This window comes from Herbaspirillum sp. NPDC087042 (assembly GCF_044745245.1).
Classification (GTDB): Bacteria; Pseudomonadota; Gammaproteobacteria; order Burkholderiales; family Burkholderiaceae_D; genus Herbaspirillum.
Window position 1 is genome coordinate 111,955 of the sequence record NZ_JBIUZW010000002.1, and the last position, 25,172, is coordinate 137,126.

Here is a 25,172-nt window from a genome sequence, read left to right on the forward strand (position 1 = left end):
AAAAAAGCGCCGCGACGGGTTGGCCGTCGTGGCGCTTTTCACATGAGGGTGACGCGGCGTATCAGTGCTGGCCCAGGCGTTGCCGGGGTGGCGTGATATCGATCACGGGCGCCGCATCGTTAGCGGCGAAGGCGCGATCGATCTGCGCGGCATCGAGCTTGAAGGCCCCCACCAGTTCGCTGAGGTGATCGGCCTGCTGGCTCATCGATTGCGACGCCGCCGCAGCCTGCTCCACCAGGGCGGCGTTCTGCTGGGTGTTCTCGTCGAGTCGTGCAATGGCGTCGTTCATGGCCTGGATGCCGTGAGTCTGCGCCTGGCTGGCCTCGCTGATTTCGGCCACCACGGCGGTGACGCGCTGCACGCTGGCGACCACTTCTTCCATGGTGCCGCCGGCTTGCTGCACCAGACGGCTGCCATCGGCCACACTGGCGACCGAACTGTCGATGAGGGTCTTGATTTCCTTGGCGGCCGAGGCCGAGCGCTGGGCCAGCGAGCGCACCTCGGAGGCCACCACGGCAAAGCCACGTCCCTGCTCGCCGGCGCGGGCGGCCTCCACGGCGGCGTTCAAGGCCAGGATATTGGTCTGGAAGGCGATGCCATCGATGACCGCGATGATGTCCACGATCTTTCGCGAGGAGGCATCGATCAGGCTCATCGTATCGACCACCTGCTGCACCACCGAGCCCCCTTCGCTGGCCACGCTGGAGGCGGAGCCGGCCAGGGTGTTGGCCTGGCGGGCGTTGTCGGCGTTGCGACGCACGGCCAGCGTCAGTTCTTCCATGGCGGCCACGGTCTTCTCCAGCGTCTCGGCCTGCTGTTCGGTGCGCTCGGACAGGTTCTGGTTGCCCATGGCGATTTCCGAGGATGCCCCGGCGATGGTATGGGTGCCGCTGCGCACCTGCTGCACCAGCGCGGCCAGCTTGTCGCGCATGATGCGGATCTCGTAGAGCAGGCTGGACTGGTCGCCCGGCAGGGTCTCCACCGGCGTGGACAATTCACCGTGGGCGATGCGCCCGGCGATCTCCACCGCATAGCGCGGTTCGCCGCCGAGCTGGCCCAGCAGGCTCTTGCGGATCAGCCAGGCGGTGCCGATCGAGACCACCAGGATCACGCCGGCACACACCATGATCAGGTGCAGCGAGCTGTCGAAGAGATCGGCGGCCAGGTCGCTGGCTTGCTGGTTTTCCCGCTGTACCGACTTGAGCAGCACGTCGATGTCCTGGACGATCTGGCGGCGCAGCGGACTGCATTCCTTGACCAGGAATTCGCCATAGGCCTCCATCTGGCCGTCCTCGCGGTACTTGCGCGGGCGCTCGAGTTCCTTGGCCATGGCCAGCAGGCCGCTCCTGGCCTTGTCGAACTGGGTGTTGCCGGCGAAGACCGGCTCCAGCCGGCGCAGGGCATCGAGGTAGAGCGCCTTCTGTTCGTCCAGCAGGGCCAGTTCCTTGAGGGCGTCGCCCTGGTCACGGAAGATATAGGCGTTGCGCGCGGCCATGCCGGTCTGGTCCAGTGCCTCGCGGGCGACGTAGAGCGGTTCCAGCCGGGTGGCGGTGACCTGTTCCTGGTGCTTGACGGCCGCCGAGATGGCGTTCATGCGCATGACGGCAAAGGAAATCAGGATCAGCATCAGCACGATCACGGTGCCGAAGCCGAGACGCAATTGCGTCCCGATCTTGAAGCGGGAAAGGGAATTCATGGCGTTCGCTACTTTTCTGTTCTTGTGGTCAGGGTCCGGCTTCGCGGCGCAGCCGGACGGGCGAAAAGGCTTTGGGAATGCCGCGTTCATCCCCTCTCCGGACAGCGCCGGCACAGGGTGTTTTCCCGAATGGGAAAGAATTGTAAATGAGAGCGATTAACGTCACCAGAGGTTTCGGAATTTGATGCCATTTTCATGGAGATAATGAGAAATGGCGTCGTTTTATTGATAGAAGATGATTTTTTGCGTGAGGATTTCGCGAGTATTTCCTACATCGCGGCGGCGAGATTTCCTGTCCTTGAATCTGATTGACAAGTACGGAGGCGGCGGGGAATAATCCCGTCCAAGTGATACGACAACGTACAAGATCGGGTTTGCCTGATCGGCGCCCCTTTTTTGAACCGTAGCGTACAAGAACAACGATGAATGATCCCCTGGAGACAAGCCGCATGAGCGGAGCAGACGACCTCGGCGCGTGGCAGACGGCGCGCTTTTCCCGGCTCTTGCTGACGGGTGCCGCCGGTGGCGTGGGCAAGCAGTTGCGCGCCCGCCTGGCCGGCTTTGCTGATGTGGTGCGGGTGGCCGACCTGGCCTCGGCCATGCAGGCGGCCGGTCCGGCCGCCGCCCATGAAGAAGCGCTGGGATGCGACCTGGCCGACCGCGCTGCGGTCGATGCCATGGTGGCTGGCTGCGAGGCCATCATCCACCTGGGTGGGGTCTCGGTGGAGCGGCCCTTCGAGGAAATCCTGGAAGCCAACATCAAGGGCGTCTTCCATATCTACGAGGCGGCGCGTCGCCATGGCGTCAAGCGTGTCATCTTTGCCAGCTCGAACCATGTCACCGGTTTCTATGGCCAGGATGAGCGTATCGATGCGCATGACATCAAGCGTCCGGATGGTTACTACGGCTTGTCCAAGTCCTATGGCGAAGACATGGCGCAGTTCTACTTCGACCGCTATGGCGTGGAAACGGTGAGCATCCGCATCGGCTCGATCTTCCCGGAGGCGAGCAACCGCCGCATGCTGGCCAGCTGGATGAGCATGGACGACTTCGAGCAGTTGCTGCGTCGTGCCCTGTTCATTCCGGGCGTGGGCCATACGGTGGTCTACGGCATGTCGGCCAACGCCAAGACCTGGTGGGACAACCGCTACGCCGCCCATCTGGGCTATGCGCCCAAGGACAGCTCGGAGATCTTCCGTGCCAAGGTCGAGGCGCAACCGCAGCCCGCCCCCGACGATCCGGTGGCGACCATGCAGGGCGGTGCCTTTACCGCTGCCGGTCCCTTCGATCCCCTGGCTGGCTGAGGCAGTCTTTTTCTTTTTCGCACTATCCCGTTTTACCGAGTGGTAGCCGTGGCGGCTGGCAGCTTGGGCCGCGCGGCATGGCAGCAGCTAGTCGCTTGACGAATCGCTTTACCTGAATCGCAGCAAGGTCGTACCCGGAGCACCGGGCCGCCCGCACGCAGCAGGATCGCGCACGCGCCGCACGGATGTCCGGATTCCCGAACCCTTGACGGACCCGGCAGCCATGAATTTTTCTCTCGATTTTTCCAGTCTTGCGCCTTACTGGCCCGTGTTCCTGCGCGGTGCCTGGCTGACGCTGAAGATGACCACCGTGGCGGTGATCGCGGGCGTTTCCATCGGCGTCATTGTCGCTTTCGCCAAGAACAGTCCGAACCGGCTGGTCGCCCGCGCCTGTAGCGGCTACATCGAGGTGGTGCGCAACACCCCCTTCCTGGTGCAGATCTTCCTGCTGTACTTCGGCCTGGCCAGCCTGGGCATCCACATGCCCACCTTCGCGGCGGCGGTGCTGGCGATGATCGTCAACATTGCCGCCTACGCCGCCGAGATCATCCGCGCCGGCATCGATTCGGTGCCGCGCGGGCAGATCGAGGCAGCGCAATGCCTGGGCCTGTCGACCTGGCGAATACGCTGGCATGTCATGTTGCAGCCGGCCATCGAGCGTGTCTATCCGGCGCTGACCAGCCAGTTCCTGCTGATGATGCAAGCCTCGGCGATGGCCTCGCAGATCTCCGCCGAGGAACTCACGGCCATCGCCAACACCGTGCAGTCCGATACCTTCCGCTCGCTGGAAACCTATATCGTCGTGGCCGCGCTGTATCTGGCGCTGGCGATCCTGGTCAAGCTGATCGCCCATGCGGTGGGCGAGACCATCTTCAAGCGTCGCCGCACCCTGCGCCGCGCCGCCGCACAGGGCCGCCGCAGCCCGGTATCGCAGCGACCGGCAGGCGATCCGGCCAGCCTGGCGCCGCTGGCGCACACCCCCTATGTGCATGCGCCGGCACGCCCGGTGGTGGCGGCCGTGGCAGCGGTACGGACCGAAGGGAGGACCTCATGATGGGCGGCTTTACCTGGACCTATTTCTTCTTCATGGTGCAGTCCATCGGCTGGACCCTGGTGCTGTCGGCACTGGCCTTCGTGCTGGGCGGTATCGGCGGCTTCCTGGTGATGCTGGCGCGCATCTCGCCGCGTGCCTGGCTGCGCCTGCCGGCGACGCTCTTCATTGAATGCATACAGGGCATTCCGCTGCTGATCCTGCTGTTCATCGTCTACTTCGGCCTGTCGGTGTATGGCCTGGTGCTGCCGGCGCTGGTGGCGGCCGCCATCGCCATGATGGTCTATGCCAGCGCCTACCTGGGCGATATCTGGCGCGGCTGCGTGGAAGCCATGCCGCGCCCGCAGTGGGAGGCCTCGGAATGCCTGTCGCTGACGCGCTGGCAGACGCTGCGCCTGGTGATCATCCCGCAGGCCATGCGGCTGTCGCTGCCGCCGACCATCGGCTTCCTGGTGCAGCTGATCAAGCTGACTTCGCTGGGCTCGGTGATCGGCTTCGTCGAACTGACGCATGCCGGGGTCATCATCAACAACTCGATCTTCCAGCCCTTCCTGGTGTTCGTGCTGGTCGGCACCTTCTATTTCCTGCTCTGCTACCCCTTATCGCGCTGGAGCGCATCCATGGAGAGAAAGCTCAATGTCGGCAATCGCTAAACCGGAAGCGGTCACGCAACTGCGTACCGTCGCGCCCGCCCAGGAGGCGCAGCCCATCATCGTCAGGCTGGACCAGGTCTACAAGAGCTTTGGCGACAACCAGGTCTTGAAGGGCGTGTCCTTCGAGGTCGCGCGTGGCGAGATGATCGCCATCATCGGCGCATCCGGTTCCGGCAAGAGCACCGCGCTGCGCTGCATCGACCGGCTCGAGACCATCGATTCGGGCAGCATCGAGGTGGCCGGCATCCGCGTCGACGATCCGCAGGTGGACCTGCATCGCCTACGCCGCGAAGTGGGCATCGTGTTCCAGAGCTACAACCTGTTCCCTCACCTGAACGTGCTGGAGAACGTCATGCTGGCCCTGCGCCACGTCAAGCAGCAGGACCGCGCCGAGGCCCGCCGCGTGGCCATGGCGGCGCTGGCCCAGGTCGGCCTGGACGAGAAGGCCGGCGCCTATCCCGAGCAACTCTCGGGCGGCCAGCAGCAGCGCGTGGCGATCGCGCGCTCGCTGGCGATGTCGCCCAAGGTAATGCTGTTCGATGAAGTGACCTCGGCACTGGATCCGCAACTGACCGGCGAAGTGCTGCGCGTGATGGAAGACCTGGCCGCCGGCGGCATGACCATGCTGCTGGTGACGCACGAGATGAACTTCGCCAAGCGCGTGGCCGATCGCATCATCTACATGCACCAGGGCCGGGTCTGGGAAGTCGGCCCCGGCGAGATGCTGGATCATCCGCATACCCCCGAGCTGCAGGCCTTCCTGGCGGCCGACTTGTAGCGCACAGATTTGCCCCTGCATGTCCAACCACTTAAAACAACGGAGACACACCATGCAACATCGCAACATCGGACGCTGGTCGCGCACCAGCATCGCCGCCCTGGTCCTGGGCCTGTGTACGCACGCCGCCCTGGCCGACCAGCTGGACGATATCAAGAAGGCCGGCAAGATCCGCATCGCCACCACCATGAGCACGCCACTGTTCGGCTTCACCGACGACAAGCTGCAACTGTCCGGCTCCGACGTCGAAGCCGCGCGCCTGCTGGCGCAGGACCTGGGCGTGCAGCTGGAGCTGACCGGTGTCACCAATGCCGCACGCGTGCCCACCCTGCAGTCCAACCGCACCGACATCGTGATCGGGTCGCTCTCGATCACGCCGGAACGCGTGAAGGTCATCGACTTCTCCACCCCCTATGCGGTCATCAGCCTCATCATCGGCGGCCCCAAGAGCATGGCCATCAAGGACTACGCCGACCTGGCGGGCAAGCGCGTCGGTGTTACCCGCGCCACGCCCAACGACACCCTGACCACACAGAACGCCAAGGGTGCCGAGGTGGTGCGCTACGAGGACGATGCCACCCTGATCACCTCCATGGTGACCGGTCAGGTCGAGGTGTTTTCCAGTACGCCCTCCAATCTGCAGGAGATGCAGAAGAAGTCGCCGGGCAAGAACCTGGAAATGAAATTCGAGCAAAAAGCCTTCGATCTGGGCATCGCCCTGAACAAGAACCAGCCGCGCCTGAAGCAATGGCTGGATGACTGGGTCAAGGCCAACATGAAGAACGGCAAGCTCAATGCCATCTACAAGAAGTACCACGGCCGCGACCTGCCGGCGACCGTCCAGAACCCGCAATAAGCCGTCGTTATGACGACCGGGTGGCGCCCATCCGGTCGTTTTTCTTCCTCCATTACACCGTCATGGTGACAGGCAGAATGATCGTTTCATTCACCGGGCCGGACAAAAATTAGTCTCCAGGAAACAAAATCCCTCCTTTTTCCACTTTTGATCGAATGCTTCGATCAAAAAGATCGTTTTCACACTTGATTTCGGCTGCGTCACGGTATATCTTGATCAAAAAAATCGTTGAGCGATTGCCTTGCAAGGTTTCCTGATAACAAAATGATCGAACCGATCGTTTTAGGCCGGCAGGCATCTTTCCCACCCACCGGACCGGATCGAACCGGTCGCGACAAGAACAGACGGAGATATCACATGTCCCTCACTTTCAAGGGCATCGTCCCTGCATTGATCACGCCCATGACCCGCGACGAGGAAGTCGACGAAGCGGGCTTGCGCACGCTGGTTGACCGCCTCATCGATGCCGGTGTGCATGGCCTGTTCGTGCTGGGCACCAATGGCGAATTCATCTCGCTGTCGGAAGCCGAGAAACTGCGCGTGGCGCGCATCGCCGTGGAACAGTCGGCCGGTCGCGTACCGGTCATCGCCGGCACCGGCGCCTATGCCACCCGCGAAGTGATCGCCCTCAACAGCAAGATGCAGGACCAGGGTGTCGATGGCCTCTCCGTCATCACCCCGTATTTCAACGGCGCCACCCAGCCCGAGCTGTTCAAGCACTACGACAGCATCGCCCGTGCCACCGCGCTGCCGGTGATGCTCTACACCATCCCGGCCAAGACCGGCGTGCAGCTCAATGTCGATACCGTGCGTCGCCTCTCCGAGATCCCCAACATCCGTGGCATCAAGGACAGCGGTAGCGACTTCGATCGCCTGCTGCAGCTGATCAACCTGCGTCGCGACGATTTCGCCGTCTTCACCGGTACCGATTCGATGATCCTGTGGACCCTGATCGCCGGTGGCGATGGTGCGGTCGCTGCGACCACCAATGCCGTGCCCAGCATGGTGATGTCGATCTGGAACAACTTCCAGAAGGGCGACATCGCCGCCGCCCGCCAGGCCCAGGAAGCACTGCGTCCGCTGCGTGATGCGTTCGCGCTGGGTACCTTGCCGGTGGTCCTCAAGACCGCTGCCGGTCTCCTGGGCATGCCCGCCGGCCCGGCCCGCTCGCCGGTGCTGCCGCTGGATGAAGCGGCCCTGGAACGCCTCAAGAAGGCCATCGCCGCCTATCCGCGCGTGAACTGAATCGCGCCTCACCCAACGCCAACCGCAACGCCTACGACCAGGACGACATGAGCACTTCCTACCACTTCCAGACCGTCAAGCACGTCGTGCACGGTCCCGACAGCCTCGATCAACTGGCCGACAAGCTGGCCCTGCTGGATCGCCCGGTGCGCCGCATCGCCTTCATCACCCAGCCCGTGATCGAACAGATGGGCGTGGTGGCGCGCGTGGTCGAGGCGCTGGCCAGGAAAGACGTGCAGACCCTGGTGGTGCGCGACGTGCAACCCGAGCCGACCATCGAGAATGTGGAGACGGTGTTCCGTGACCAGATCGCGCCCTTCGCACCGGATGCGGTGCTCTCCATCGGTGGCGGCAGCGTGCTGGATGCGGCCAAGCTGTTCGCGGTGCGCCTGACCAATGAAGAACCGCTGCGCCAGTGGCTGGGCGTGGACCTGATCAAGCAGCCCGGCGTGCCGCTGGTGCTGGTGCCGACCACGGCCGGTACCGGTTCGGAAGTCACGCCCAATGCCATCGTGACGCTTCCCGATGAAGAGCTGAAGGTCGGCATCGTCAGTCGCCACCTGTTGCCGCAACTGGTGATCCTGGATGCCAAGCTCACCGTGGGCCTGCCCAAGCCCATCACGGCCGCTACCGGCATGGATGCCTTCATCCACGCGCTGGAATCCTATATCTCCACCAAGGCCAATCCCATCAGCGACATGTTCGCCATGGAATCGATGCGCCTGATCGGTGCCAACCTGGTCGAGGCCTACCAGAACGGCCAATCGCTGCCGGCCCGCCAGGCCATGCTGATCGGCTCCATGTATGGCGGCCTGGCGCTGACCGCGGCCGGCACCGCCGCCGTGCATGCGCTGGCCTATCCGCTGGGCGGCATGTTCAATATCACCCACGGCGTGGCCAACTCGATGCTGTTGCCGCACGTGATGGAATTCAACCTCGATGCCATCGTCGGGCGCCTGTCCCAGGTGGCGCATGCGCTGGCCATCGCCCGTCATGACGACAGCGACCAGGTCGCCGCCGAGAAGCTGCTGGCGCGCCTGCGCGAATGGACTGCCGTGCTGGAGATCCCGCAGGACCTGCGCAGCTTCGGCGTTTCCGAAGAACACCTGGAGCCGCTGGCCGTGGCCGCCTCCAAGGTCAAGCGCCTGCTGGGCAACAATCCCAAGGTCTTGAGCCACGATGACATCAAGGCCATCTACAAGAGGCTGCTGCCATGACCAGCCACGCCACCGGTCGTGCGCGCCTGCTGATCGTCGGTGACGATCTGTCGGGCACGGCCGATTGCGCCGTGACCTGCGCCAATGTCGGCCTGGACAGCGTGGTGGTGCTGGGCGTACAAGCCGACGCCGCGCTGGCCGAGGCCGACGTGCTGGCGCTGGATGCCGATACCCGCGCCATGGGGGCAGAGGAGGCCGCGCGCATCAATGCCGCCGCCTGCCGCGCCAACCTCGCTGGCCGCAAGCTCTACAAGAAGATCGATTCCACCCTGCGTGGCAATGTCGCCGCCGAGATCGCAGCGCTCGCCGAGGCCGGCATGGCGATTGTCGCGCCGGCATTTCCGGCGGCCGGCCGCACGACGGTGCAAGGCCGCCAGTTCGTCTTCGGCGTGCCGGTGGAAGAATCCGAAGTCTGGCGCAACGAACAGATCGCCGGTCGTGCCGACCTGGTGGCGATGCTGGCGCAAGCCGGCATGAAGGTCGCGCTGCTGGACCTGGCGACGCTGCACCAGGGCGCCGAACAGGTACGCGCACGCATCCTGGCCTGCCAGGCCGAGGGTTGCCAGGCGCTGGTCTGCGACAGTGAGAGCGCCGACGACCTGGCTTGCATCGCCCAGGCCTCGGCTCCGGTGCCAGGCCTGTACTGGGTCGGCTCGGCCGGCCTGGCCACGCCACTGGTGCGGGCCTTGCATGCTGCGCCGGTGGCGGATGCCGTCCCGGCCATCCCGGCCGCGGACGCAACACATTCCGGCGCCGTGCTGGCCATCGTCGGCAGCATGTCCAGCGTCTCGCATGCCCAGGCACAGACCCTGGCGATGCGGGCCGGCGCTGCGCTGCAGGCCTTCGAGATCGATGCCGCCGCGCTGCTCGATCCCGCGTCCGAGCGCGCGCACGCGCTGGCGCAGCAAGTGGCGCAGACCCTGCAGGACGGTCGCAGCGTGCTGGTGTCCCTGAGCCAGGACCAGCGTGCGGCGGTCGCCGATGGCGCGCGCCTGGCGCGACAGCTGGCAACGCACCTGGGGCCGGTGGCGCAGCACGCCGCAGGTCTCATTGCCACCGGCGGCGAGACCGCGCGCGCCATGCTCGCCAACATGGGTGTGCAGCACATGAAGATCGTCGCCGAGATCGATACCGGCGTGCCGCTGATGCAGGCCCTGCACCAGGGACGCGCCTTCCCCGTCGTTACCAAGGCGGGCGGCTTCGGCCAGCCCGACACCCTCTACCGCGCGTGGCGGCAATTGCATGACGCCGCGCGCCCATCCACTGGAGAAGAAGCTATGACATACCGTCCGGTTATCGGCATCACCATGGGCGATGCCGCCGGCGTGGGCCCGGAAATCATCATGAAGAGCCTGGCCCGCCGCGAGGTCTACCAGGGTTGCCGCCCGCTGGTCATCGGCGACGCCAAGCGTCTGCGCGACGCCGGCCGCATCACCGGCGTGTCGCTGTCGGTGCGTGCCATCGCCAGCCCCGCCGAGGCGCGCTTCAACTATGGCGAGATCGACTGCATCGACCTGGGCCTGATCCCCGAAGACCTGCCCTACGGCCAGCTCTCGGCCGTGGCCGGCAATGCCGCCTTCCAGTACATCGCCCGCACGGTCGAACTGACCTCGGCCGGCGAGCTCGATGCCATCTGCACCGCGCCCCTGAACAAGGAAGCGCTGCACGCTGGTGGCCATATCTTCCCCGGTCACACCGAGATCCTGGCGCACCTCACCGGCGTGCCGGAAGTCTCGATGATGCTGGTAGCGCCCAAGCTGCGCGTGATCCACGTGACCACCCACATCGGCCTGATCGACGCCATCAACCGCATCGAACCCGGCCTGGTGCAACGGACCATCGAACGCGCCCATGACACCCTGGTGCGTGCCGGCATCTCGCAGCCCCGCATCGGCGTGTGCGGCATCAATCCGCACGCCGGCGAGAACGGCCTGTTCGGCTACGGTGAAGAAGAGAAGAAGATCATCCCCGCCATCGAGGTGCTGCGTGCACGCGGCTGGGACGTGGAAGGCCCGCTGCCGGCCGACACCCTGTTCTATCGCGCCGGTCGTGGCGACTTCGACGTGGTGGTGGCGATGTACCACGACCAGGGCCACGGCCCGGTCAAGGTGATGGGCCTGGAAGCCGGTGTGAACGTGACCGTCGGCCTGCAGGTGATCCGTACCTCGGTGGATCACGGTACCGCCTTCGATATCGCCGGCCGTGGTATCGCCGACGAAGGAAGCATGCTGGAAGCGCTCAAGCAGGCACAAGACCTGGCGACGCGCCGCGCTGCCCTGGCAGCCTGATCGCGCTGCCGGCCCCGGTGGCCGGCAGCGAGTGAAAACTATTTATAACTTTATCCGGTCTTCGAGGATCGGGAGGAGAACACAATGAACCAGTTTGGAGCATTGGACACGGCCATCATCATCGCCATGGTCGTCGTCTATATCCTGGCCACTTCTTGGCTGAGCGTGCGCCTGCGCAGCAAGACCACCGGCGAATTCATGGTGGCCGGACGCGCCGCCCCGGCGCTGGTGATCGCCATCCTGCTGATGTCCGAATTCATCGGCGCCAAGTCCACCATCGGTACCTCGCAGGAGGCCTTCAAGGTCGGCATCGCCGCCTCCTGGTCGGTGATCGCGGCCTCCATCGGCTTCCTGCTGTTCGGCCTGTTCATGGCCAAGCGGCTCTACAAGTCGGGCGAATTCACCATCTCCGGCTTCGTCGCCCAGAAATACGGCAAGACCGCCAAGCTGGTGGTCTCTGCCGTGATGATCTATGCGCTCCTGATCGTCAACGTCGGCAACTACGTCAGCGGCGCGGCGGCCATCTCCACCGTGCTCAAGGTGAACCTGCCCACCGCGGCCATCATCACGGCCATCGTCAGTACCGTCTACTTCGCCTACGGCGGCTTGAAGAGCGTGCTCTACGTGACCATCTTCCATAGCGCGGTCAAGATCATCGGCATCGGTATCCTGGTGTGGGTGGCGCTGTCGATGACCGGCGGCATCGCACCCATGGTCAGCAGCATGCCCGAGCACTACTTCACCTGGAATGGCGCCCTGGGCGGCGGCACCATCGGCGCCTGGATCATCGGTACGGCCGGCGCGATCTTCTCCACCCAGTTCATCATCCAGGCCATCTCGGGCGCCCGCTCCGGCGAGGATGCGCGCAAGTCCACCCTGATCGCCGCCGCCCTGTGCGTGCCGATCGCGCTGGCCTTGGGCCTCTTGGGCGTGTCTGCCAAGTTCCTGTTCCCCGATATCAAGGGCCTGTATGCACTGCCGATCTTCCTGCAGCATATGAACCCGGTGCTCTCGGGCATCGTGACGGTGTCGCTGGTGGCCTCCATCTTCGTGTCGGTCAGTACCGTGGCGCTGGCCATTGCCTCCCTGGTGGTCAAGGATTTCTACGTGCCGCGCTACCAGCCCACGCCCGAGCGTGAGCTGGCCGCCACCCGCTGGATCTCGCTGGTGGTGGGTTTCCTCCCGCTGATCTTCGTGCTGTTCGTGCCGCAGATCCTGGCGCTGTCCTTCTTCACCCGCGCTCTGCGCCTGACGGTCACCGTGGTGGCGCTCATGGGCATCTACCTGCCCTTCTTCAACAGTGCCCGCGGTGCGATCGCGGCGCTGGTGCTGGCGACCATTGCCACCAGCGTCTGGTACCTGCTGGACAACCCCTTCGGCATCGACAACATGTATATCGCCCTGGCCGCACCGGCCCTGGTGATGGTGATCGAGCGTCTGATCTTCCCGTCCACCCCGGGGGACAAGCAGGAACATGCCGCGCCCGAACTGGGCCAGGCGGCCCGTCAGCAGCACTGAGACGCGGCGCGCGAACAGTAATGACAAGCAACATCGAGCAACAACGATAGAGGATGACAAGATGAGCCAGTCCATCACCAGCGCCGCCGGCCAGGTCCACCAGGCCGCTGCCGACGCCGCCCGCCGCGAGGCGCACCTGCCGGCCATGACCGTGCAGAACCATGCCGCCAACCTGATTGCCCTATCCAATGGCGACCTGCTGTGCGCCTGGTTCGGCGGCACCCAGGAAGGCATTCCCGATATCTCGATCTACGTCTCGCGCCTGGCCGTCGGCAGCGATACCTGGACACAACCGGAGCGCCTGTCCGAAGACGCCAGCCGTTCCGAGCAGAATCCGGTGTTCTTCGAGGCGCCGGACGGCAAGTTGTGGCTGATCTACACCGCGCAGCTGTCGGGCCACCAGAACACGTCCATCGTGCGTCGCCGTATCTCCTCCGACCTGGGCCGCAGCTGGGGCCCGATCGAGACCCTGTTCGACACCCCCGGCACCTTCGTGCGCCAGCCCATCGTGGTGGCTGCCGACGGCGCCTGGCTGTGCCCGGTCTTCATGTGCCGCGTGGCCGAGGGCGAGCGCTGGTCGGGCAACGACGATATCAGCATGGTGATGCGTTCCACCGACGGCGGCCAGCACTGGAGTGCGCACGAAGTGCCGGGCAGCGTAGGTTGCGTGCACATGAACATCCAGCCCCTGAAGGAAGGCGGTTTCCTGGCGCTGTATCGCAGCCGCTGGGCCGACCATGTCTACAGCAGCCGTTCCGAGGATGGCGTGCAATGGAGCGCACCGCAGGCGCTGGAACTGCCCAACAACAATTCTTCGGTGCAGTTCGTGGCGCTGGCCAACGGCCACCTGGGCCTGGTGTTCAACCACAGCAGTGCGGCCAACAGCACCGAGCGCCGCGCCTCCCTGTATGACGATATCGAGGATTCGGAAGACAGCGGCGAGCTGGTCGCGCAATCGGCCTCGCAACGTGGCACTGCCTTCTGGGGCGCACCGCGCGCGCCGATGACGCTGGCCATTTCCTATGATGGCGGTCGCACCTGGCCGGCCATGCGTAACCTGGAAGTGGGCGACGGCTACTGCATGACCAACAATTCGGCCGAGAAGCTCAACCGCGAATATTCCTATCCTTCCATCGTGCAATCTGCCGATGGCAAGTTGCATATCGCGTACACCTACTTCCGCCAGAACATCAAGTACGTCACCGTCGATGAAAGCTGGGTCACGCAGGACGTGGCGGCGGCGGCCTGAATCCGGCATCCAGCCACAACGCAACACAACGCAAGACAACACAACACAAGGAGATCACATGGACAAGAGCGGCATCACACGCAGGGAGGCACTGGTGGCACTGGGAACCGGCATTGCAGCAGCAGGCATGAGCAGCTCCGCTTCGGCGGCCGACAACAGTTCGCTGGAAGCGGCCAGCGAGGCACTGCGCCGCGCGCTGCAGGAAGGCGATGGCAAGGTCTTGACGGCACTGCTGCATGATCACATGACTTATTCGCACTCCGATGGCCGGGTGTGGACCAAGGAAGTGCTGCTCTCCACCGTGGCTGGCAAGCAGCGCTACCTGAGCGTGGCGACCTCCGAGCAGACCGTCGATGTGGTCGGCGAGGTCGGCATCGTGCGCCACATCTATGACGTGGTGAACAACGACGAGAAGAAGAGCCGCAGCCACCTCAAGGTCTTGCTGTGCTGGGTCAGGCAAGGGCAGGGCTGGCAACTGCTGGCGCGCAGCGGTACCGGCATCCCGGCCTGACGAGCAGCAGCAAGCAGCAGCAAGCGGCGGATCGGCAGCGGAAGTGGGTATACTCGGGGCTGGCCGCCTGCGCCGATGTCATGTACAGGTGCAGCGGCAGCCACCCCAACCCTGATTCCCGATCCGCTATGAAAGTAACCCGCCGCCGCGAGGCCATGGTCCAGGCCGTCCTCTCGGGCATGACCGAAGTGACCGCCCTGTGCGACCACTTCGGCATTTCCGAAGTGACCGTGCGCCGCGACCTGCGCGCCCTGGCCGACGAAGGTCTGATCCTGCGCACCTATGGCGGCGCCGCCTCGGTCAGCACGCATGCGCCGGAAGAATCGCTGGAGCAGCGCAGCCACAGCTTCCAGGCCGAGAAGGATGCCATCGGGCAAGCCGCCGCCGCCCATGTGGTCGAGGGCGACACCCTGTTCCTCGATGGTGGCACTACCACCGCCGCACTGGCCAAGGCACTGTTCGCGCGGCAGGGAATCAAGGTCGTCACCAACAACCTGCTGGTGGTACAGACGCTGGCCGGCAGCCAGGTCGGCGTGACGCTGATCGGTGGCGATGTACGCCCCTCCAGCATGAGCACCTTCGGGCCCATCGCCCAGCTGGGCCTGTCACGCTTCACCTTCGACAAGGCCTTCCTCGGGGCCGATGGCGTGGTGCCCGGACGCGGCCTGTGCGAAGCCACGGTGGAGCAGGCCTACCTCAAGGAATGCATCATCCGCCAGGCCGCCACGGTCTACGTGCTGGTCACCGGCGACAAGCTCAACCGCGACAGCCAGCAGCACTGGACGCCGGTGGAGAAAGCCTGGACCCTCATCACCGATGCCATGCCCGGCCATGCCGGACGACATGCCTTCGAGAACCTGCCTGGGGTCAGGGTCGAGTCGGCGCCGCCGATCACGGCGCAGCGCTGACGGCACCGGCACGCCGGCGTCCTGAAAAAAATATTCTTCCAGTCGCGAACCGTTTGCCCCGGTTGCCGCACTCCTAGCAGGAGAGGAATGTCCTCGAACCTGCAATCATCAAAGGAGAATGACATGTTCTACATGAAGAATGTCCCCACCGGGGAACGCATCCTGCGCGTGCTCATCGGCGTGGTGGCGCTGGCCGTGGCAGCCCTGAACTGGGGCGGATCGGTACTGGCCATTGGCGCTGGCGTGGTCGGCGTGATGCTGGCCATGAGCGGCCTGGTGGGTTTCTGTCCCATGTGTGCGCTGGTTGGTCGCAAGCTCGACAAAGAACGCCAGCCATGAACGGCGCCGTGAGCGAGCGGGACAACCTGATCCTGGCCGCCCAGAGTGGCGACCAGGTGGCCATTTCCCGCCTGCTTGCGGTGTGCCAGGCCGACGCCCGGCGCTATGCGCGCAGGCACTGCCAGGCCAGCGATGTCGATGACGCCGTGCAGGAATCCTTGCTGATCATTTCGCGCAAGGTCGGCAGCCTCAAGGCGGCGGTGGCGTTTTCGTCGTGGCTCTTTACGGTCATCAAGCGGGAGTGCCACAAACTGCAGCGCATGATGTCCCGCCATGCGCCGCTGCCGGAACAGGCTGCCGAGCAGCAACTGGAACGCCGCAGCGACGAGGCCTTGCGCATCGACCTGGCGCACGCACTCGAATCATTGCCGGCGCACTATCTCGAAGTGGTGTTGTTGCGGGACTTCGAAGAACTCACCATCGCTGAAATCGCCGGGCGCCTGGGAGAGCCGCAAGGCGCGGTGAAGAGCCGGCTGCATCGCGCCCGCGAACTGGTAAGGGAATACCTGCTCGGCCCGGATTACTGAGCGGTGCGCCTGCCGGGGACGTTCAACCGCCCTCGAAGATACGCATGCGCGCATGACCGATATGCGCCCGCATGGCCGCTTCGGCGCGTTCGGGCGAGCCTTCGGCGATGGCCTGCACGATGGCATGGTGTTCATCGTCGATGGTCTGGATGCGCTCGCCGGCCTGCGGCGAACCCAGGTTCTGCGCCAGCTCCATGCACTGGCGGATCGGTCCCAGCGAATGCTCGATGGTGGAGATGAAGAAGGGATTGCGGCTGGCGCGGGCGATGGCCATGTGCAGCGCCAGGTCCTCGTCCACCCCGGTCTGTCCGGCCAGTTGCGCGCGCCGCAGCGCCTGCAGCGAATCGCGCATCAATTCCACATCCTCGTCCTGGCGCGCCAGGCTGGCGATGCCGGCGGCGCCCACCTCCACGCATTCGCGAAAGGCGTAATAGCGTTCGACGTCGTGGATGCTGGCAATCTGCGGGCTGGCATGGGTCTGCAGGGTCGGCACCCGCTGCACATAATTGCCCGAACCGCGCCGCGATACCACGATGCCTTCCGAACGCAAGCGCGACAGGGCCTCGCGCACTGTGGTGCGGGAAGCCTCATAGCGCTCGGCCAGCTCGACTTCGGTCGGTAGCTTGCGGTTCTCGCCCAGCTCGCCGCGCAGGATGGAAGCGATGATCTGCTTGCAGATGTGTTCTGAACGGCTGAGCCGGCTGGTCCGCGCCGTGGCAGGAGTGCTGAGGATAGGATCTGACATGTACGATGACTGCTGGTCGGGAGTTCTTCTGCGGACACTATGAAGGACTCCGCCCCGTGGCGCAAGCCTTCACTCCCGTAAAGCGGGGTCAACCTGCAATACCCGCCATAACGCCATTTCTGGCAAGTAATTAGGATGGATTTCGGTTGACTTCCAGCGCCTGCATCATTAGAGTTGTCCACCTGCATTCGAAATTAGTCGGACTAATTTTATGCTTACTTATACGACGTCGTATAAATAAGCTGACCATAAAGTAATAAAAATGACAATGTGGAGACGGCCATGAAGCACATGACCTGCGCCATGCCGGGCCAACGGCAGCATACCTGCGTGACATCCACGGTTCACGCAGGCGGAGCCCTGGCCGGCCGTCCGCCCCGAACACCCATTTGAAGAAAAACCCTTTGGAGACGCCATGAAGTATGTAAGAGGAATCCGCTGGTACATGGTGACGCTGGTCACCCTGGCCCTGATCGTCAATTACCTGGCCCGCAACACCCTGTCGGTGGCCGCCCCGACCATGATGAAAGAGCTCAACATGAGCACGCAGGAGTATTCCTACATCGTGGTGGCGTGGCAGATCTGCTATGCCTTCATGCAGCCGGTGGCCGGCTACGTGCTGGACGTGGTGGGCACCAAGATCGGTTTCGGCATCTTTGCGCTGGCCTGGTCGCTGGTCTGCGCGGCCGCAGCCCTGGCCACCGGCTGGCAAAGCCTGGCCTTCTTCCGGGCGTTGCTGGGTGTGACCGAGGCGGCCGGCATTCCCGGTGGCGTGAAGGCCTCCACCGAGTGGTTCCCGGCCAAGGAACGCTCGGTCGCCATCGGCTGGTTCAATATCGGCTCCTCCATCGGCGCCCTGTGCGCACCGCCGCTGGTGGTCTGGACCATCCTGCACGGCGGCTGGAAGATGTCCTTCGTGGTGGTGGGCGTACTGGGCGTGATCTGGTTCTTCCTGTGGATGTTGTTCTACAAGAGCCCGCGTGACCAGAAGCTGCTCTCGCCGGAAGAGCGCGCCTATATCCTGGATGGCCAGGAAAAGACCCCCGAGAAAGTGGTTCGCGAGAGCTGGACCAAGATCGTGCGCAGCCAGAACTTCTGGTCCATCGCCATTCCGCGCTTCCTGTCGGAACCGGCCTGGCAGACCTTCAATGCCTGGATTCCGCTGTACATGGCCACCGAGCGCCACATGAACATCAAGGAAATCGCCATGTTCGCCTGGCTGCCCTTCCTCGCCGCCGACATCGGTTGCGTGCTGGGCGGTTACCTGAGCCCGCTGTTCCACAAGCACCTGAAGGTGTCGCTGTTCACCTCGCGCAAGCTGGTCATGCTGGTGGGCTGCCTGGCCATGATCGGACCGGCCTGCGTGGGCCTGGTCGATAGCCCGTATGTGGCGATCGGCCTGCTCTCCATCGGCGGCTTCGCCCACCAGACCCTGTCGGGCGCGCTGTATTCGATCACCTCCGACGTCTTCACCAAGAGCCAGGTGGCGACCGCGACCGGCCTGGCCGGCATGAGCGGCTACCTGGGCGCGACGCTGTTCACGCTGCTGTTCGGTATCCTGGTGACGCAGATCGGCTACAGCCCGCTGTTCGTGCTGCTGGCGGCCTTCGATCTGCTGGCCGCCGTGGTGGTGTTCGCCATCGCCCGTCCGCGTGCGGATGCGATCGCCTGAGGCAGCAATCTGAAAATAATATAAATCATTCCAGCGGTGGGGCCTCTCCCGGATGCAAGGGAGAGGCACAGGGTGGCTCTGCAAGGGGCCGCCCTTTTTTTCGTTTCCGGCTGATACCGGCCCATACCGGCCCATACCATCCTGCTGTGCGAAAGCCCCCTATACTGGCGCTTCGATCATGCGTATTCCTATGGAGATCATGCGATGAAGCCAGCCTTGTCCGAGGTGCAGGTATTGGGTTTTGATGTGTTCGGCACCGTCGTCGATTGGCGCAACAGTATTGCCCGCCAGGCCGAGCCCTTCCTGGCCCGCCATGGCCTGGCCATCGATCCGGTCGCCTTCGCCGTGGAGTGGCGCTCCTGGTATCAACCGCAACTGGAGAGCGTGCGCAGCGGACAACGTCCATGGGTCAGGCTGGAAGTCCTGCATCGCGAGAGCCTGGAGCGCATCCTGCAGGGCCATGGACTGGACCCGGCCGCGCTCGATGACGCGGAACTGGCCGACTTCACCCGCGCATGGGATCGCCTCGACCCCTGGCCCGACGTGCGCGATGGCTTGCGCAGGCTCAAGCGCCACTATCCGCTGGTGACGATTTCCAACGGCCACCTGGCCGGCATGATGCAGATGGGCCGTCATGCCGGCCTGCCATGGGATCTGGTGCTGGGCGCCGAGATCGCTCAGGCCTACAAGCCGCAGCCACAGGTCTATCTGCAGTCGGCCGAGGCGGCCGGTGTGGCACCCGCCCAGCTGGCCCTGGTCGCAGCCCACAATGGCGACCTGCGGGCCGCGCGTGCCTGCGGCCTGAAGACCATCTTCGTACGCCGGCCCACCGAGCATGGCCCCGACCAGCGCATCGACCTGCTGCCCGAGGAGGATTGGGATATCGTGGTCGATGGCTTCACCGAGCTGGCAGACCGGCTCGGCTGTCCGCACGACTAAGCGCAGGCCATGGCGCCCCGCCGGGCGAGGGCGCCACAGTGGCCTACAGGGGCGGACGCTCCTGCGCCAGCCAGGCCTGCACCGAGGGCCGTTGCCATTGCGCCTGCGCATAGTCCGCCAGCCGCTGCGGCACGGCATCGCCATGCAGGGCCAGGCGATTGAGCATCAGCGCCAGATCGACATCGGCGATGCTCCACTGGTCAAACAGCTGTCCGCCATGCGCTGGTAGCAGCTGATCGGCAAAGCGCAACAGCCTTTGCGCCGCCGCCACGGCCGCGGCCGACAGCGGCGCCTTCTTCACACCGTAGAACAGGACCTGGGTATTCCTCTCCTCGCGGATCGGCATCAGGTCGCTGCGTAGCCACGCCTGGATCTGGCGGGCGCGGGCCTTTTGCACGGGATCCCTGGGGTAGAGGGGCAGACCGGGCAAGATCTCGTCGAGGTATTCGGTGATGGCCGAGGATTCCGACAGGGCCAGTTCGCCATGCATCAGCGTGGGGACGCGCGCGGTCAGCGACAGGCGGGCATAGGCCTCTGCCTTGTTGGCACCGGCGTCGAGGTCGACGGTATGGAGCGTGAAGGGCCGCTGCTTTTCCTGCAGCGCCACGAAGACCGACATGGCGTAGGGACTGGCGAATTGTGCGTCGACGTAGAGGTGGAACGGGGCATTGTTCATCGTGGTTTTCCTGAAGAGAGGGGGATCAGAAGGACTGTGCCAGCAAGGCCTGGCGATGTTGTCGCAGTCTTGCCTGCAAGTTTGCGCTGGCCGGCAGGAAGGGCAGGCGCAGCTCGGATGTGCACCAGCCATCCTCGGCCAGCAGCGCCTTCAGGCCAGCCGGGCTGGGCTCGGCGAAGAGATCGCGCACCACCGGCTGCAAGGCATCGGCGATGCGGCGCGCCTGCGCCAACTGGCCGTCGCGGATCAGTGCCTGCATGCGCACATGCCAGTGCGGCATCACATGGGCCGACGCCGCGATCACGCCATGCGCACCCAGGCACAGGGCCATGAAGTTCTGGCTGTCGTCGCCGCTGAGGATGGACAGCGGGGTCTCCGCGACCAGCCGCTGCATGCGCTCGTGATTGCCGCCACATTCCTTGAGACCGGCCACGCGGGGATCGCGGGCCAGTTGCTGCAATGTCTCCAGCTCCACCTGGCAACCGGTGCGATAGGGGATGTTGTAGACCAGCACCGGCAGGTCGGCCGCCTGCACGACTTCTTCGATATGGCGGCGGATGCCCTCTTGCGATGGGCGCACATACAGTGGCGGCGTCACCAGCAGGCCTTGCGGTTGCAGTCGTGCCAGTGCCCGCGCACGCTGGACTGCATCGCGGGTCGAGGCGGTCGACAGGCCCAGCACCAGCGGCAGGCCGGGGACGGCGCTGCGCAGGGTGGCCAGGAGGGCTTCCTGTTCAGCGGGTTCCAGCAGGATGCCTTCGCCTGTGGTGGCGCCCACCACCAGGCCGGCGATGCCCTGTGCGGCCAGGTGGCGCGCCAGCTTCGCCAGGGCGGTGTGATCGATGTGTTCGCCGTCGAACGGCGTGATGATGGGAATCCAGACGCCGGTAAAACCTGTTTGCATGTTTGCCTCGTAAAGAACGGTTGAGAAAAAAGCCGTTCCGTCGGCAGGGCGCCGGACGAGGTCTGAATGAAGAGAAGGTGTGCGATTCAGTCCCGCCTGGCGATCCGCCGGACGGGACGTGATATCCCCGTCAGCGGAGATAGCGTTTTTTGGTGCTCAGCCCGGACACGACGACGCCGGCCGCTGGTGCGGCGGATGCGTTGCAGTGGTCGGTTGGCTTCGTGTGCATGGTGATGAAGTCGTGGGCTGAGCGTCGATGGTAATCGAGAGTGCTCGGGGATTTCAAATGGAGTGTGGTGATTTTGCAGCATGTCCCGCTTTTTCGCCCCAACGCCGATGGTAGTCGAACAAGGCAAGCACACGCCGTCTTGCTTACCGGATTTCCGCGCTATACCTGAACTTGCTCGCCGCCCCGCGCGACTGCCGCCATTCCAGCGGCTGGCCGTCCGAGCCCAGGGCGGTGCGTTCGATCACCACCACCGGTGTCTTCTCCGGCAGGCCCAGCAGCTGCGCTTGTGCCTTGGTGACGGTTTCCACCGTCAGGGTCTCGCGCGCGGAGGCGACGATGAGGCCGCATTCGCGCTCGTAGAGCGGATAGAGCAGGTCGCCGAAATCTTCCGGGGCCTTCTCCAGCAGGGCCTTGAAGCGCTGCGCGCACAGGTAGATGTTCTCGGCCAATACCGGTTGCTGCTCCACCGTGCGCAACCGCAGCAGTTCGATGGCCTTGACCTTGGGCTTGAGATGCAGCGCCTCGGCGGCCTGGCGCGGGGCGTCGATGAGCTTGCGGCTGACGATCACGCTCTTGGGCGCCAGCGGCCGGCCATCGGCCGTCTCGAAACGGAAGAAGCGGAACAGCGAATTGTCGAAGCGTGCCTTGCGCACGAAGGTGCCACGGCCATGGGTGCGCTCCACCAGGCCCTCGGCCATGAGCGTCTCGACGGCGCGGCGCACCGTGCCCACCGCCATCTGGTAGGTCTGGCTCAATTCGGCTTCGGACGGGATGGGCTGGCCCGGTTGCCACTTCTGGGCACGGATCTGGGCGGCCAGCAGGTCGCGTAACTGCAAGTAAAGCGGCAGGCGCGAATCGGCACCGGTCTGGTCAAGCATGGTGAAACTGACCTTGCAAAATGGAAAGTCCCCCAGTCTACCTCCCCGGCGCGGGGCTCACAATGCCGGCATTCCGGCGTGGCTTGTCCGCACGGCCGGTGATTGTTGCGGGTCTCCGCCTGTGTTATCTTATGCCAACTCATATATATGTCTATATGAGTATCCAACAAAATCAATATCAATCAACCAGCTTCGTGCGACTGCCGGCGCCATCCCGGATGTGGGACCATGCCAGCCGTACGCCTTCAGCGTAGAGGACGAGACAATGTTTTCATGGTATCGGCAGGTCACTGCCAAGGAACGCAAGACCTTCTGGGCCTGCTTCAGCGGATGGGCGCTGGATGCACTGGACGTGCAGATGTTCAGCCTGGCCATTCCCGCGTTGATCGCGGCTTTTTCCCTCAGCAAGGCCGATGCCGGCTTCATCAGCGGTGCCACCCTGGTGGCCTCGGCCATCGGCGGCTGGTTCGCCGGCGCCCTGTCGGATCGCTATGGACGCGTGAAGACGCTGCAGGTCACCATCCTCTGGTTTTCGCTGTTCACCTTCCTGAGCGCCTTCGCCCAGAACTATCCGCAACTGCTGGTGCTGAAGGCCTTGCAGGGCTTCGGCTTCGGCGGCGAGTGGGCCGCTGGCGCAGTGCTGATGGCCGAGACCATCCGCGCCGAGCATCGCGGTCGCGCCATGGGCACGGTGCAAAGCGCCTGGGCAGTCGGCTGGGGCGGCGCGGTGTTGCTGTTCTCGGTGCTGTTCTCCTTCCTGCCGCAGGAAACCGCCTGGCGCGCCATGTTCGTCATCGGCCTGCTGCCGGCCCTGCTGGTGGTCTACGTACGCCGCTCGGTGCCCGAGACCGATGCCTTCCTGGCCGGTCGCAAGGCCGCCGCCGGCAAGCCGGCCAGCAATCCGCTGGTGGGCATCTTCCGGCCTGACGTGCTGCGCCTGACCGTCATCGGCAGCCTCCTGGGCGTGGGGGCCCACGGTGGCTACTATGCGCTGATGACCTGGTTGCCGACCTATCTGAAGACCGAGAAGCACCTCTCGGTGCTGGGCACCGGTGGCTACCTGGCCGTCATCATCGTCGCCTTCTGGTGTGGCTGTATCGCCAGCGCGCAATTGCTGGACCGTATCGGCCGTCGTCGCACCGTGGCCTCCTTCGCCGTCTGCTGTGTGGTGACCGTGCTGTGCTACATCTTCCTGCCGCTGACCGATACCCAGATGCTGGTGTGCGGCTTCCCGCTGGGCTTCTTCGCTGCCGGCATCCCGGCCAGCCTGGGGGCGCTGTTCAATGAGCTCTACCCCAGCGGCATTCGCGGCACCGGCGTGGGCTTCTGCTACAACTTCGGACGCGTGGCCTCGGCCGGCTTCCCGGTGCTGGTGGGTCACATGAGCGACTCCATGCCACTGGGCCAGGCCATCGGTATCGATGCCGCCATCGCCTATTCGCTGGTGGTAGTGGCCGTGCTGATGCTGCCCGAGACCCGTGGCCGCCAGATGGAAACCGCCGCATGACCACGCCAGCAAGCCACGAGGCCCTGCGCATCGACACGCACGCCCACGTCTTCACGCGCAGCCTGCCCATGGCCGACGGGCGTCGCTATACGCCGGCGCATGATGTCACCGTCGAGGAGTATGTCGCCCGGCTGGATGCACATGGCATGCACCATGGCGTGCTGGTGCAACCCAGCTTCCTGGGCAGCGACAACGGTTACATGCTGGAAGCGCTGCGGCGCTTTCCGCAGCGCCTGCGTGGCATTGCCATGGTGGATGCCGGGGTCGGCCACGACGCGCTGCAGGCGCTGAAGGCGGGTGGGGTGGTCGGCATCCGCTTCAACCTGGTCGGTGGTGCGCCGCTGCCGGATTTTCGCGGTGCCTGGCGCGCCACGCTGGAACGTGTCGCCGCGCTGGGATGGCAAGTGGAAGTGCATCGCGAAGCAGCCGATTTGCCCTTGCTGTTGCCGCCCCTGATCGAGATGGGGCTGAAGGTGGTGGTGGATCACTTCGGCCGGGTCGATCCGGCGCTGGGTGTGGCCGATCCCGGTTTCCGCTATCTGCTGGAGAGTGGCGCCTCGCGCCAGGTGTGGGTGAAACTGTCGGCGCCCTACCGCAATGGCGGTAACGTGGCTGGCGCCCACTTTGCACACCAGGCCTGGCCGCTGCTGCGCCAGCACCTGGGGACCGATCGCCTGCTCTGGGGCAGCGACTGGCCGCATACCCAGCACGAAAGCATGACCGACTACGCCCACAGCTGGCAGCAGTTCACGGCGCTGGTGACCGACCCGCAGGACCGCAGCGCCATCACTGGCGCTACGGCGGCACAGCTGTTCGGCTTCGCCTGATGGCCGGGGGGAGCAGGCTTAGTTGATCCAGTCCAGCTGGGTCAGCTTCACGCGCTCGCCCAGGCGTGGCGCATTGACCAGGTGCCAGGCCGTGTATTGCTCGGCATAGGCGGTGTCCGACGCCATCAGGTCCACCGGTACCACCACGTCAAAGCCACGGAAGGCCGCGCTGGCGGCCGTATGCAGCACCGCGCCATGGGCCGCGGCGCCGATGCAGATGACGGTCTTGATGCCCTTGTCGTGCAAGAGCTTTTCCAGGTCCGTGTTGACGAACTTGTCCGGTCCGGACTTGATCAGCGGTTCATCACCCAGCATCGCGGCCTGGGGCCAGATGTCGCTGGGCTTGGCGTTGCCGCCCAGGGTGTAGATCACCGTTACCTTCTTTTCGCGAGCCAGGGCCAATATCTTTTCCACACGGGGCAGCATGGCCACGCAGCGCGGACGCGACTCCGGATTGCAGGTCTGGCGGGCGATATCCAGCACCAGCAGGGCGGTGGTGGCCGGATCGATGGTCACCTTCGACAAGGCCGGCGCGGCGGGTGCCTTGACCGAGGCCCAGTCGTCGTACACGCCCTGGGCCGAGGCGCCGGTGCAGGCGGCCAGGCCGATGATGCCGGCGAAGAAACTGTTGAAGAGGGTACGCATGATCTTCCTT

Annotated in this window: 24 protein-coding genes; 18 read left to right on the top strand and 6 right to left on the bottom strand. The window is 64.7% G+C overall.

The window, feature by feature from the left end; genetic code table 11:
- Positions 1–61 precede the first annotated feature (61 nt).
- A complete protein-coding gene (locus ACIPHN_RS04695; protein WP_400433476.1) occupies positions 62–1,696 on the bottom strand; it encodes a methyl-accepting chemotaxis protein in 1,635 nt (544 codons plus the stop codon).
- Positions 1,697–2,145: 449 nt separating this feature from the next.
- On the opposite strand from ACIPHN_RS04695, the gene ACIPHN_RS04700 reads away from it, so the two are divergent.
- The 14 genes from ACIPHN_RS04700 to ACIPHN_RS04765 all read left to right on the top strand — a co-directional run bounded on the left by ACIPHN_RS04700 (position 2,146) and on the right by ACIPHN_RS04765 (position 16,140).
- Positions 2,146–3,000, top strand: coding sequence for an NAD-dependent epimerase/dehydratase family protein (locus tag ACIPHN_RS04700; protein WP_400433479.1), 855 nt, complete (start codon positions 2,146–2,148; stop codon positions 2,998–3,000).
- A gap of 223 nt (positions 3,001–3,223) precedes the next feature.
- Positions 3,224–4,054: an amino acid ABC transporter permease gene (locus ACIPHN_RS04705; protein ID WP_400433482.1), complete on the top strand. Its 831-nt coding sequence runs from the start codon at positions 3,224–3,226 to the stop codon at positions 4,052–4,054.
- Positions 4,051–4,704 (top strand): amino acid ABC transporter permease, encoded by a 654-nt coding sequence (locus ACIPHN_RS04710; protein ID WP_198982286.1) that lies wholly within the window; start codon positions 4,051–4,053, stop codon positions 4,702–4,704. The genes ACIPHN_RS04705 and ACIPHN_RS04710 overlap by 4 nt, the downstream gene beginning before the upstream one ends.
- Positions 4,688–5,482 (top strand): amino acid ABC transporter ATP-binding protein, encoded by a 795-nt coding sequence (locus ACIPHN_RS04715; protein ID WP_400433485.1) that lies wholly within the window; start codon positions 4,688–4,690, stop codon positions 5,480–5,482. The genes ACIPHN_RS04710 and ACIPHN_RS04715 overlap by 17 nt, the downstream gene beginning before the upstream one ends.
- Positions 5,483–5,534: 52 nt before the next feature.
- Complete coding sequence (locus ACIPHN_RS04720) at positions 5,535–6,338, top strand: transporter substrate-binding domain-containing protein (protein WP_400433488.1); 804 nt, start codon at positions 5,535–5,537, stop codon at positions 6,336–6,338.
- Between the two features lie 357 nt (positions 6,339–6,695).
- Positions 6,696–7,583 (top strand): 4-hydroxy-tetrahydrodipicolinate synthase, encoded by an 888-nt coding sequence (gene dapA, locus ACIPHN_RS04725; protein ID WP_400433491.1) that lies wholly within the window; start codon positions 6,696–6,698, stop codon positions 7,581–7,583.
- 47 nt (positions 7,584–7,630) lie between these two features.
- Positions 7,631–8,800, top strand: coding sequence for an iron-containing alcohol dehydrogenase (locus ACIPHN_RS04730; protein ID WP_400433494.1), 1,170 nt, complete (start codon positions 7,631–7,633; stop codon positions 8,798–8,800).
- On the top strand, positions 8,797–11,088 hold the full coding sequence (pdxA, locus tag ACIPHN_RS04735) for a 4-hydroxythreonine-4-phosphate dehydrogenase PdxA (RefSeq protein ID WP_400433497.1): 2,292 nt from the start codon (positions 8,797–8,799) through the stop codon (positions 11,086–11,088). Before ACIPHN_RS04730 ends, pdxA begins: the two co-directional genes overlap by 4 nt.
- Before the next feature lie 84 nt (positions 11,089–11,172).
- The gene (locus tag ACIPHN_RS04740; protein WP_400433500.1) at positions 11,173–12,606 is read left to right on the top strand and encodes a sodium:solute symporter family protein; all 1,434 of its coding nucleotides are present in this window, start codon (positions 11,173–11,175) and stop codon (positions 12,604–12,606) included.
- A gap of 61 nt (positions 12,607–12,667) precedes the next feature.
- A complete protein-coding gene (locus ACIPHN_RS04745; protein WP_400433503.1) occupies positions 12,668–13,855 on the top strand; it encodes an exo-alpha-sialidase in 1,188 nt (395 codons plus the stop codon).
- 58 nt (positions 13,856–13,913) lie between these two features.
- Positions 13,914–14,366 (top strand): nuclear transport factor 2 family protein, encoded by a 453-nt coding sequence (locus ACIPHN_RS04750; protein ID WP_400433506.1) that lies wholly within the window; start codon positions 13,914–13,916, stop codon positions 14,364–14,366.
- 128 nt (positions 14,367–14,494) lie between these two features.
- Complete coding sequence (locus ACIPHN_RS04755; protein WP_400433509.1) at positions 14,495–15,274, top strand: DeoR/GlpR family DNA-binding transcription regulator; 780 nt, start codon at positions 14,495–14,497, stop codon at positions 15,272–15,274.
- 123 nt (positions 15,275–15,397) lie between these two features.
- A complete protein-coding gene (locus ACIPHN_RS04760) occupies positions 15,398–15,613 on the top strand; it encodes a DUF2892 domain-containing protein (RefSeq protein ID WP_400433512.1) in 216 nt (71 codons plus the stop codon).
- Complete coding sequence (locus ACIPHN_RS04765) at positions 15,610–16,140, top strand: RNA polymerase sigma factor (RefSeq protein ID WP_400433515.1); 531 nt, start codon at positions 15,610–15,612, stop codon at positions 16,138–16,140. Before ACIPHN_RS04760 ends, ACIPHN_RS04765 begins: the two co-directional genes overlap by 4 nt.
- 22 nt (positions 16,141–16,162) lie before the next feature.
- On the opposite strand, the gene ACIPHN_RS04770 is transcribed toward ACIPHN_RS04765, so the two are convergent.
- Positions 16,163–16,885, bottom strand: a complete 723-nt coding sequence (locus ACIPHN_RS04770) for a FadR/GntR family transcriptional regulator (protein ID WP_400433518.1) — start codon at positions 16,883–16,885, stop codon at positions 16,163–16,165.
- 415 nt (positions 16,886–17,300) lie between these two features.
- Here ACIPHN_RS04770 and ACIPHN_RS04775 point away from each other — a divergent pair, with 415 nt between their 5' ends.
- Both ACIPHN_RS04775 and ACIPHN_RS04780 read left to right on the top strand, forming a co-directional pair.
- Positions 17,301–18,557 (top strand): MFS transporter, encoded by a 1,257-nt coding sequence (locus tag ACIPHN_RS04775; protein ID WP_400433521.1) that lies wholly within the window; start codon positions 17,301–17,303, stop codon positions 18,555–18,557.
- A gap of 204 nt (positions 18,558–18,761) precedes the next feature.
- Positions 18,762–19,496, top strand: coding sequence for a haloacid dehalogenase type II (locus ACIPHN_RS04780; protein ID WP_400433524.1), 735 nt, complete (start codon positions 18,762–18,764; stop codon positions 19,494–19,496).
- A gap of 43 nt (positions 19,497–19,539) precedes the next feature.
- On the opposite strand, the gene yfcF is transcribed toward ACIPHN_RS04780, so the two are convergent.
- The 3 genes from yfcF to ACIPHN_RS04795 form a co-directional block, all read right to left on the bottom strand.
- On the bottom strand, positions 19,540–20,172 hold the full coding sequence (yfcF, locus tag ACIPHN_RS04785) for a glutathione transferase (RefSeq protein ID WP_400433527.1): 633 nt from the start codon (positions 20,170–20,172) through the stop codon (positions 19,540–19,542).
- 25 nt (positions 20,173–20,197) lie between these two features.
- Positions 20,198–21,076, bottom strand: a complete 879-nt coding sequence (dapA, locus tag ACIPHN_RS04790; RefSeq protein ID WP_400433530.1) for a 4-hydroxy-tetrahydrodipicolinate synthase — start codon at positions 21,074–21,076, stop codon at positions 20,198–20,200.
- A 372-nt stretch (positions 21,077–21,448) separates the two neighbouring features.
- Positions 21,449–22,183 (bottom strand): GntR family transcriptional regulator, encoded by a 735-nt coding sequence (locus ACIPHN_RS04795; protein ID WP_400433533.1) that lies wholly within the window; start codon positions 22,181–22,183, stop codon positions 21,449–21,451.
- A gap of 265 nt (positions 22,184–22,448) precedes the next feature.
- On the opposite strand from ACIPHN_RS04795, the gene ACIPHN_RS04800 reads away from it, so the two are divergent.
- A complete protein-coding gene (locus ACIPHN_RS04800; RefSeq protein WP_400433536.1) occupies positions 22,449–23,690 on the top strand; it encodes an MFS transporter in 1,242 nt (413 codons plus the stop codon).
- Complete coding sequence (locus tag ACIPHN_RS04805; RefSeq protein WP_400433539.1) at positions 23,687–24,517, top strand: amidohydrolase family protein; 831 nt, start codon at positions 23,687–23,689, stop codon at positions 24,515–24,517. Before ACIPHN_RS04800 ends, ACIPHN_RS04805 begins: the two co-directional genes overlap by 4 nt.
- 18 nt (positions 24,518–24,535) lie before the next feature.
- On the opposite strand, the gene ACIPHN_RS04810 is transcribed toward ACIPHN_RS04805, so the two are convergent.
- Positions 24,536–25,162, bottom strand: a complete 627-nt coding sequence (locus ACIPHN_RS04810) for a cysteine hydrolase family protein (RefSeq protein WP_400433542.1) — start codon at positions 25,160–25,162, stop codon at positions 24,536–24,538.
- Positions 25,163–25,172 lie beyond the last annotated feature (10 nt).

Coding starts and splice junctions, on each gene's coding strand:
- ACIPHN_RS04695 (WP_400433476.1), bottom strand. CDS start 1,696: ATGAATTCCCTTTCCCGCTTCAAGATCGGGACGCAATTGCGTCTCGGC.
- ACIPHN_RS04700 (WP_400433479.1), top strand. CDS start 2,146: ATGAGCGGAGCAGACGACCTCGGCGCGTGGCAGACGGCGCGCTTTTCC.
- ACIPHN_RS04705 (WP_400433482.1), top strand. CDS start 3,224: ATGAATTTTTCTCTCGATTTTTCCAGTCTTGCGCCTTACTGGCCCGTG.
- ACIPHN_RS04710 (WP_198982286.1), top strand. CDS start 4,051: ATGATGGGCGGCTTTACCTGGACCTATTTCTTCTTCATGGTGCAGTCC.
- ACIPHN_RS04715 (WP_400433485.1), top strand. CDS start 4,688: ATGTCGGCAATCGCTAAACCGGAAGCGGTCACGCAACTGCGTACCGTC.
- ACIPHN_RS04720 (WP_400433488.1), top strand. CDS start 5,535: ATGCAACATCGCAACATCGGACGCTGGTCGCGCACCAGCATCGCCGCC.
- dapA (WP_400433491.1), top strand. CDS start 6,696: ATGTCCCTCACTTTCAAGGGCATCGTCCCTGCATTGATCACGCCCATG.
- ACIPHN_RS04730 (WP_400433494.1), top strand. CDS start 7,631: ATGAGCACTTCCTACCACTTCCAGACCGTCAAGCACGTCGTGCACGGT.
- pdxA (WP_400433497.1), top strand. CDS start 8,797: ATGACCAGCCACGCCACCGGTCGTGCGCGCCTGCTGATCGTCGGTGAC.
- ACIPHN_RS04740 (WP_400433500.1), top strand. CDS start 11,173: ATGAACCAGTTTGGAGCATTGGACACGGCCATCATCATCGCCATGGTC.
- ACIPHN_RS04745 (WP_400433503.1), top strand. CDS start 12,668: ATGAGCCAGTCCATCACCAGCGCCGCCGGCCAGGTCCACCAGGCCGCT.
- ACIPHN_RS04750 (WP_400433506.1), top strand. CDS start 13,914: ATGGACAAGAGCGGCATCACACGCAGGGAGGCACTGGTGGCACTGGGA.
- ACIPHN_RS04755 (WP_400433509.1), top strand. CDS start 14,495: ATGAAAGTAACCCGCCGCCGCGAGGCCATGGTCCAGGCCGTCCTCTCG.
- ACIPHN_RS04760 (WP_400433512.1), top strand. CDS start 15,398: ATGTTCTACATGAAGAATGTCCCCACCGGGGAACGCATCCTGCGCGTG.
- ACIPHN_RS04765 (WP_400433515.1), top strand. CDS start 15,610: ATGAACGGCGCCGTGAGCGAGCGGGACAACCTGATCCTGGCCGCCCAG.
- ACIPHN_RS04770 (WP_400433518.1), bottom strand. CDS start 16,885: ATGTCAGATCCTATCCTCAGCACTCCTGCCACGGCGCGGACCAGCCGG.
- ACIPHN_RS04775 (WP_400433521.1), top strand. CDS start 17,301: ATGAAGTATGTAAGAGGAATCCGCTGGTACATGGTGACGCTGGTCACC.
- ACIPHN_RS04780 (WP_400433524.1), top strand. CDS start 18,762: ATGAAGCCAGCCTTGTCCGAGGTGCAGGTATTGGGTTTTGATGTGTTC.
- yfcF (WP_400433527.1), bottom strand. CDS start 20,172: ATGAACAATGCCCCGTTCCACCTCTACGTCGACGCACAATTCGCCAGT.
- dapA (WP_400433530.1), bottom strand. CDS start 21,076: ATGCAAACAGGTTTTACCGGCGTCTGGATTCCCATCATCACGCCGTTC.
- ACIPHN_RS04795 (WP_400433533.1), bottom strand. CDS start 22,183: ATGCTTGACCAGACCGGTGCCGATTCGCGCCTGCCGCTTTACTTGCAG.
- ACIPHN_RS04800 (WP_400433536.1), top strand. CDS start 22,449: ATGTTTTCATGGTATCGGCAGGTCACTGCCAAGGAACGCAAGACCTTC.
- ACIPHN_RS04805 (WP_400433539.1), top strand. CDS start 23,687: ATGACCACGCCAGCAAGCCACGAGGCCCTGCGCATCGACACGCACGCC.
- ACIPHN_RS04810 (WP_400433542.1), bottom strand. CDS start 25,162: ATGCGTACCCTCTTCAACAGTTTCTTCGCCGGCATCATCGGCCTGGCC.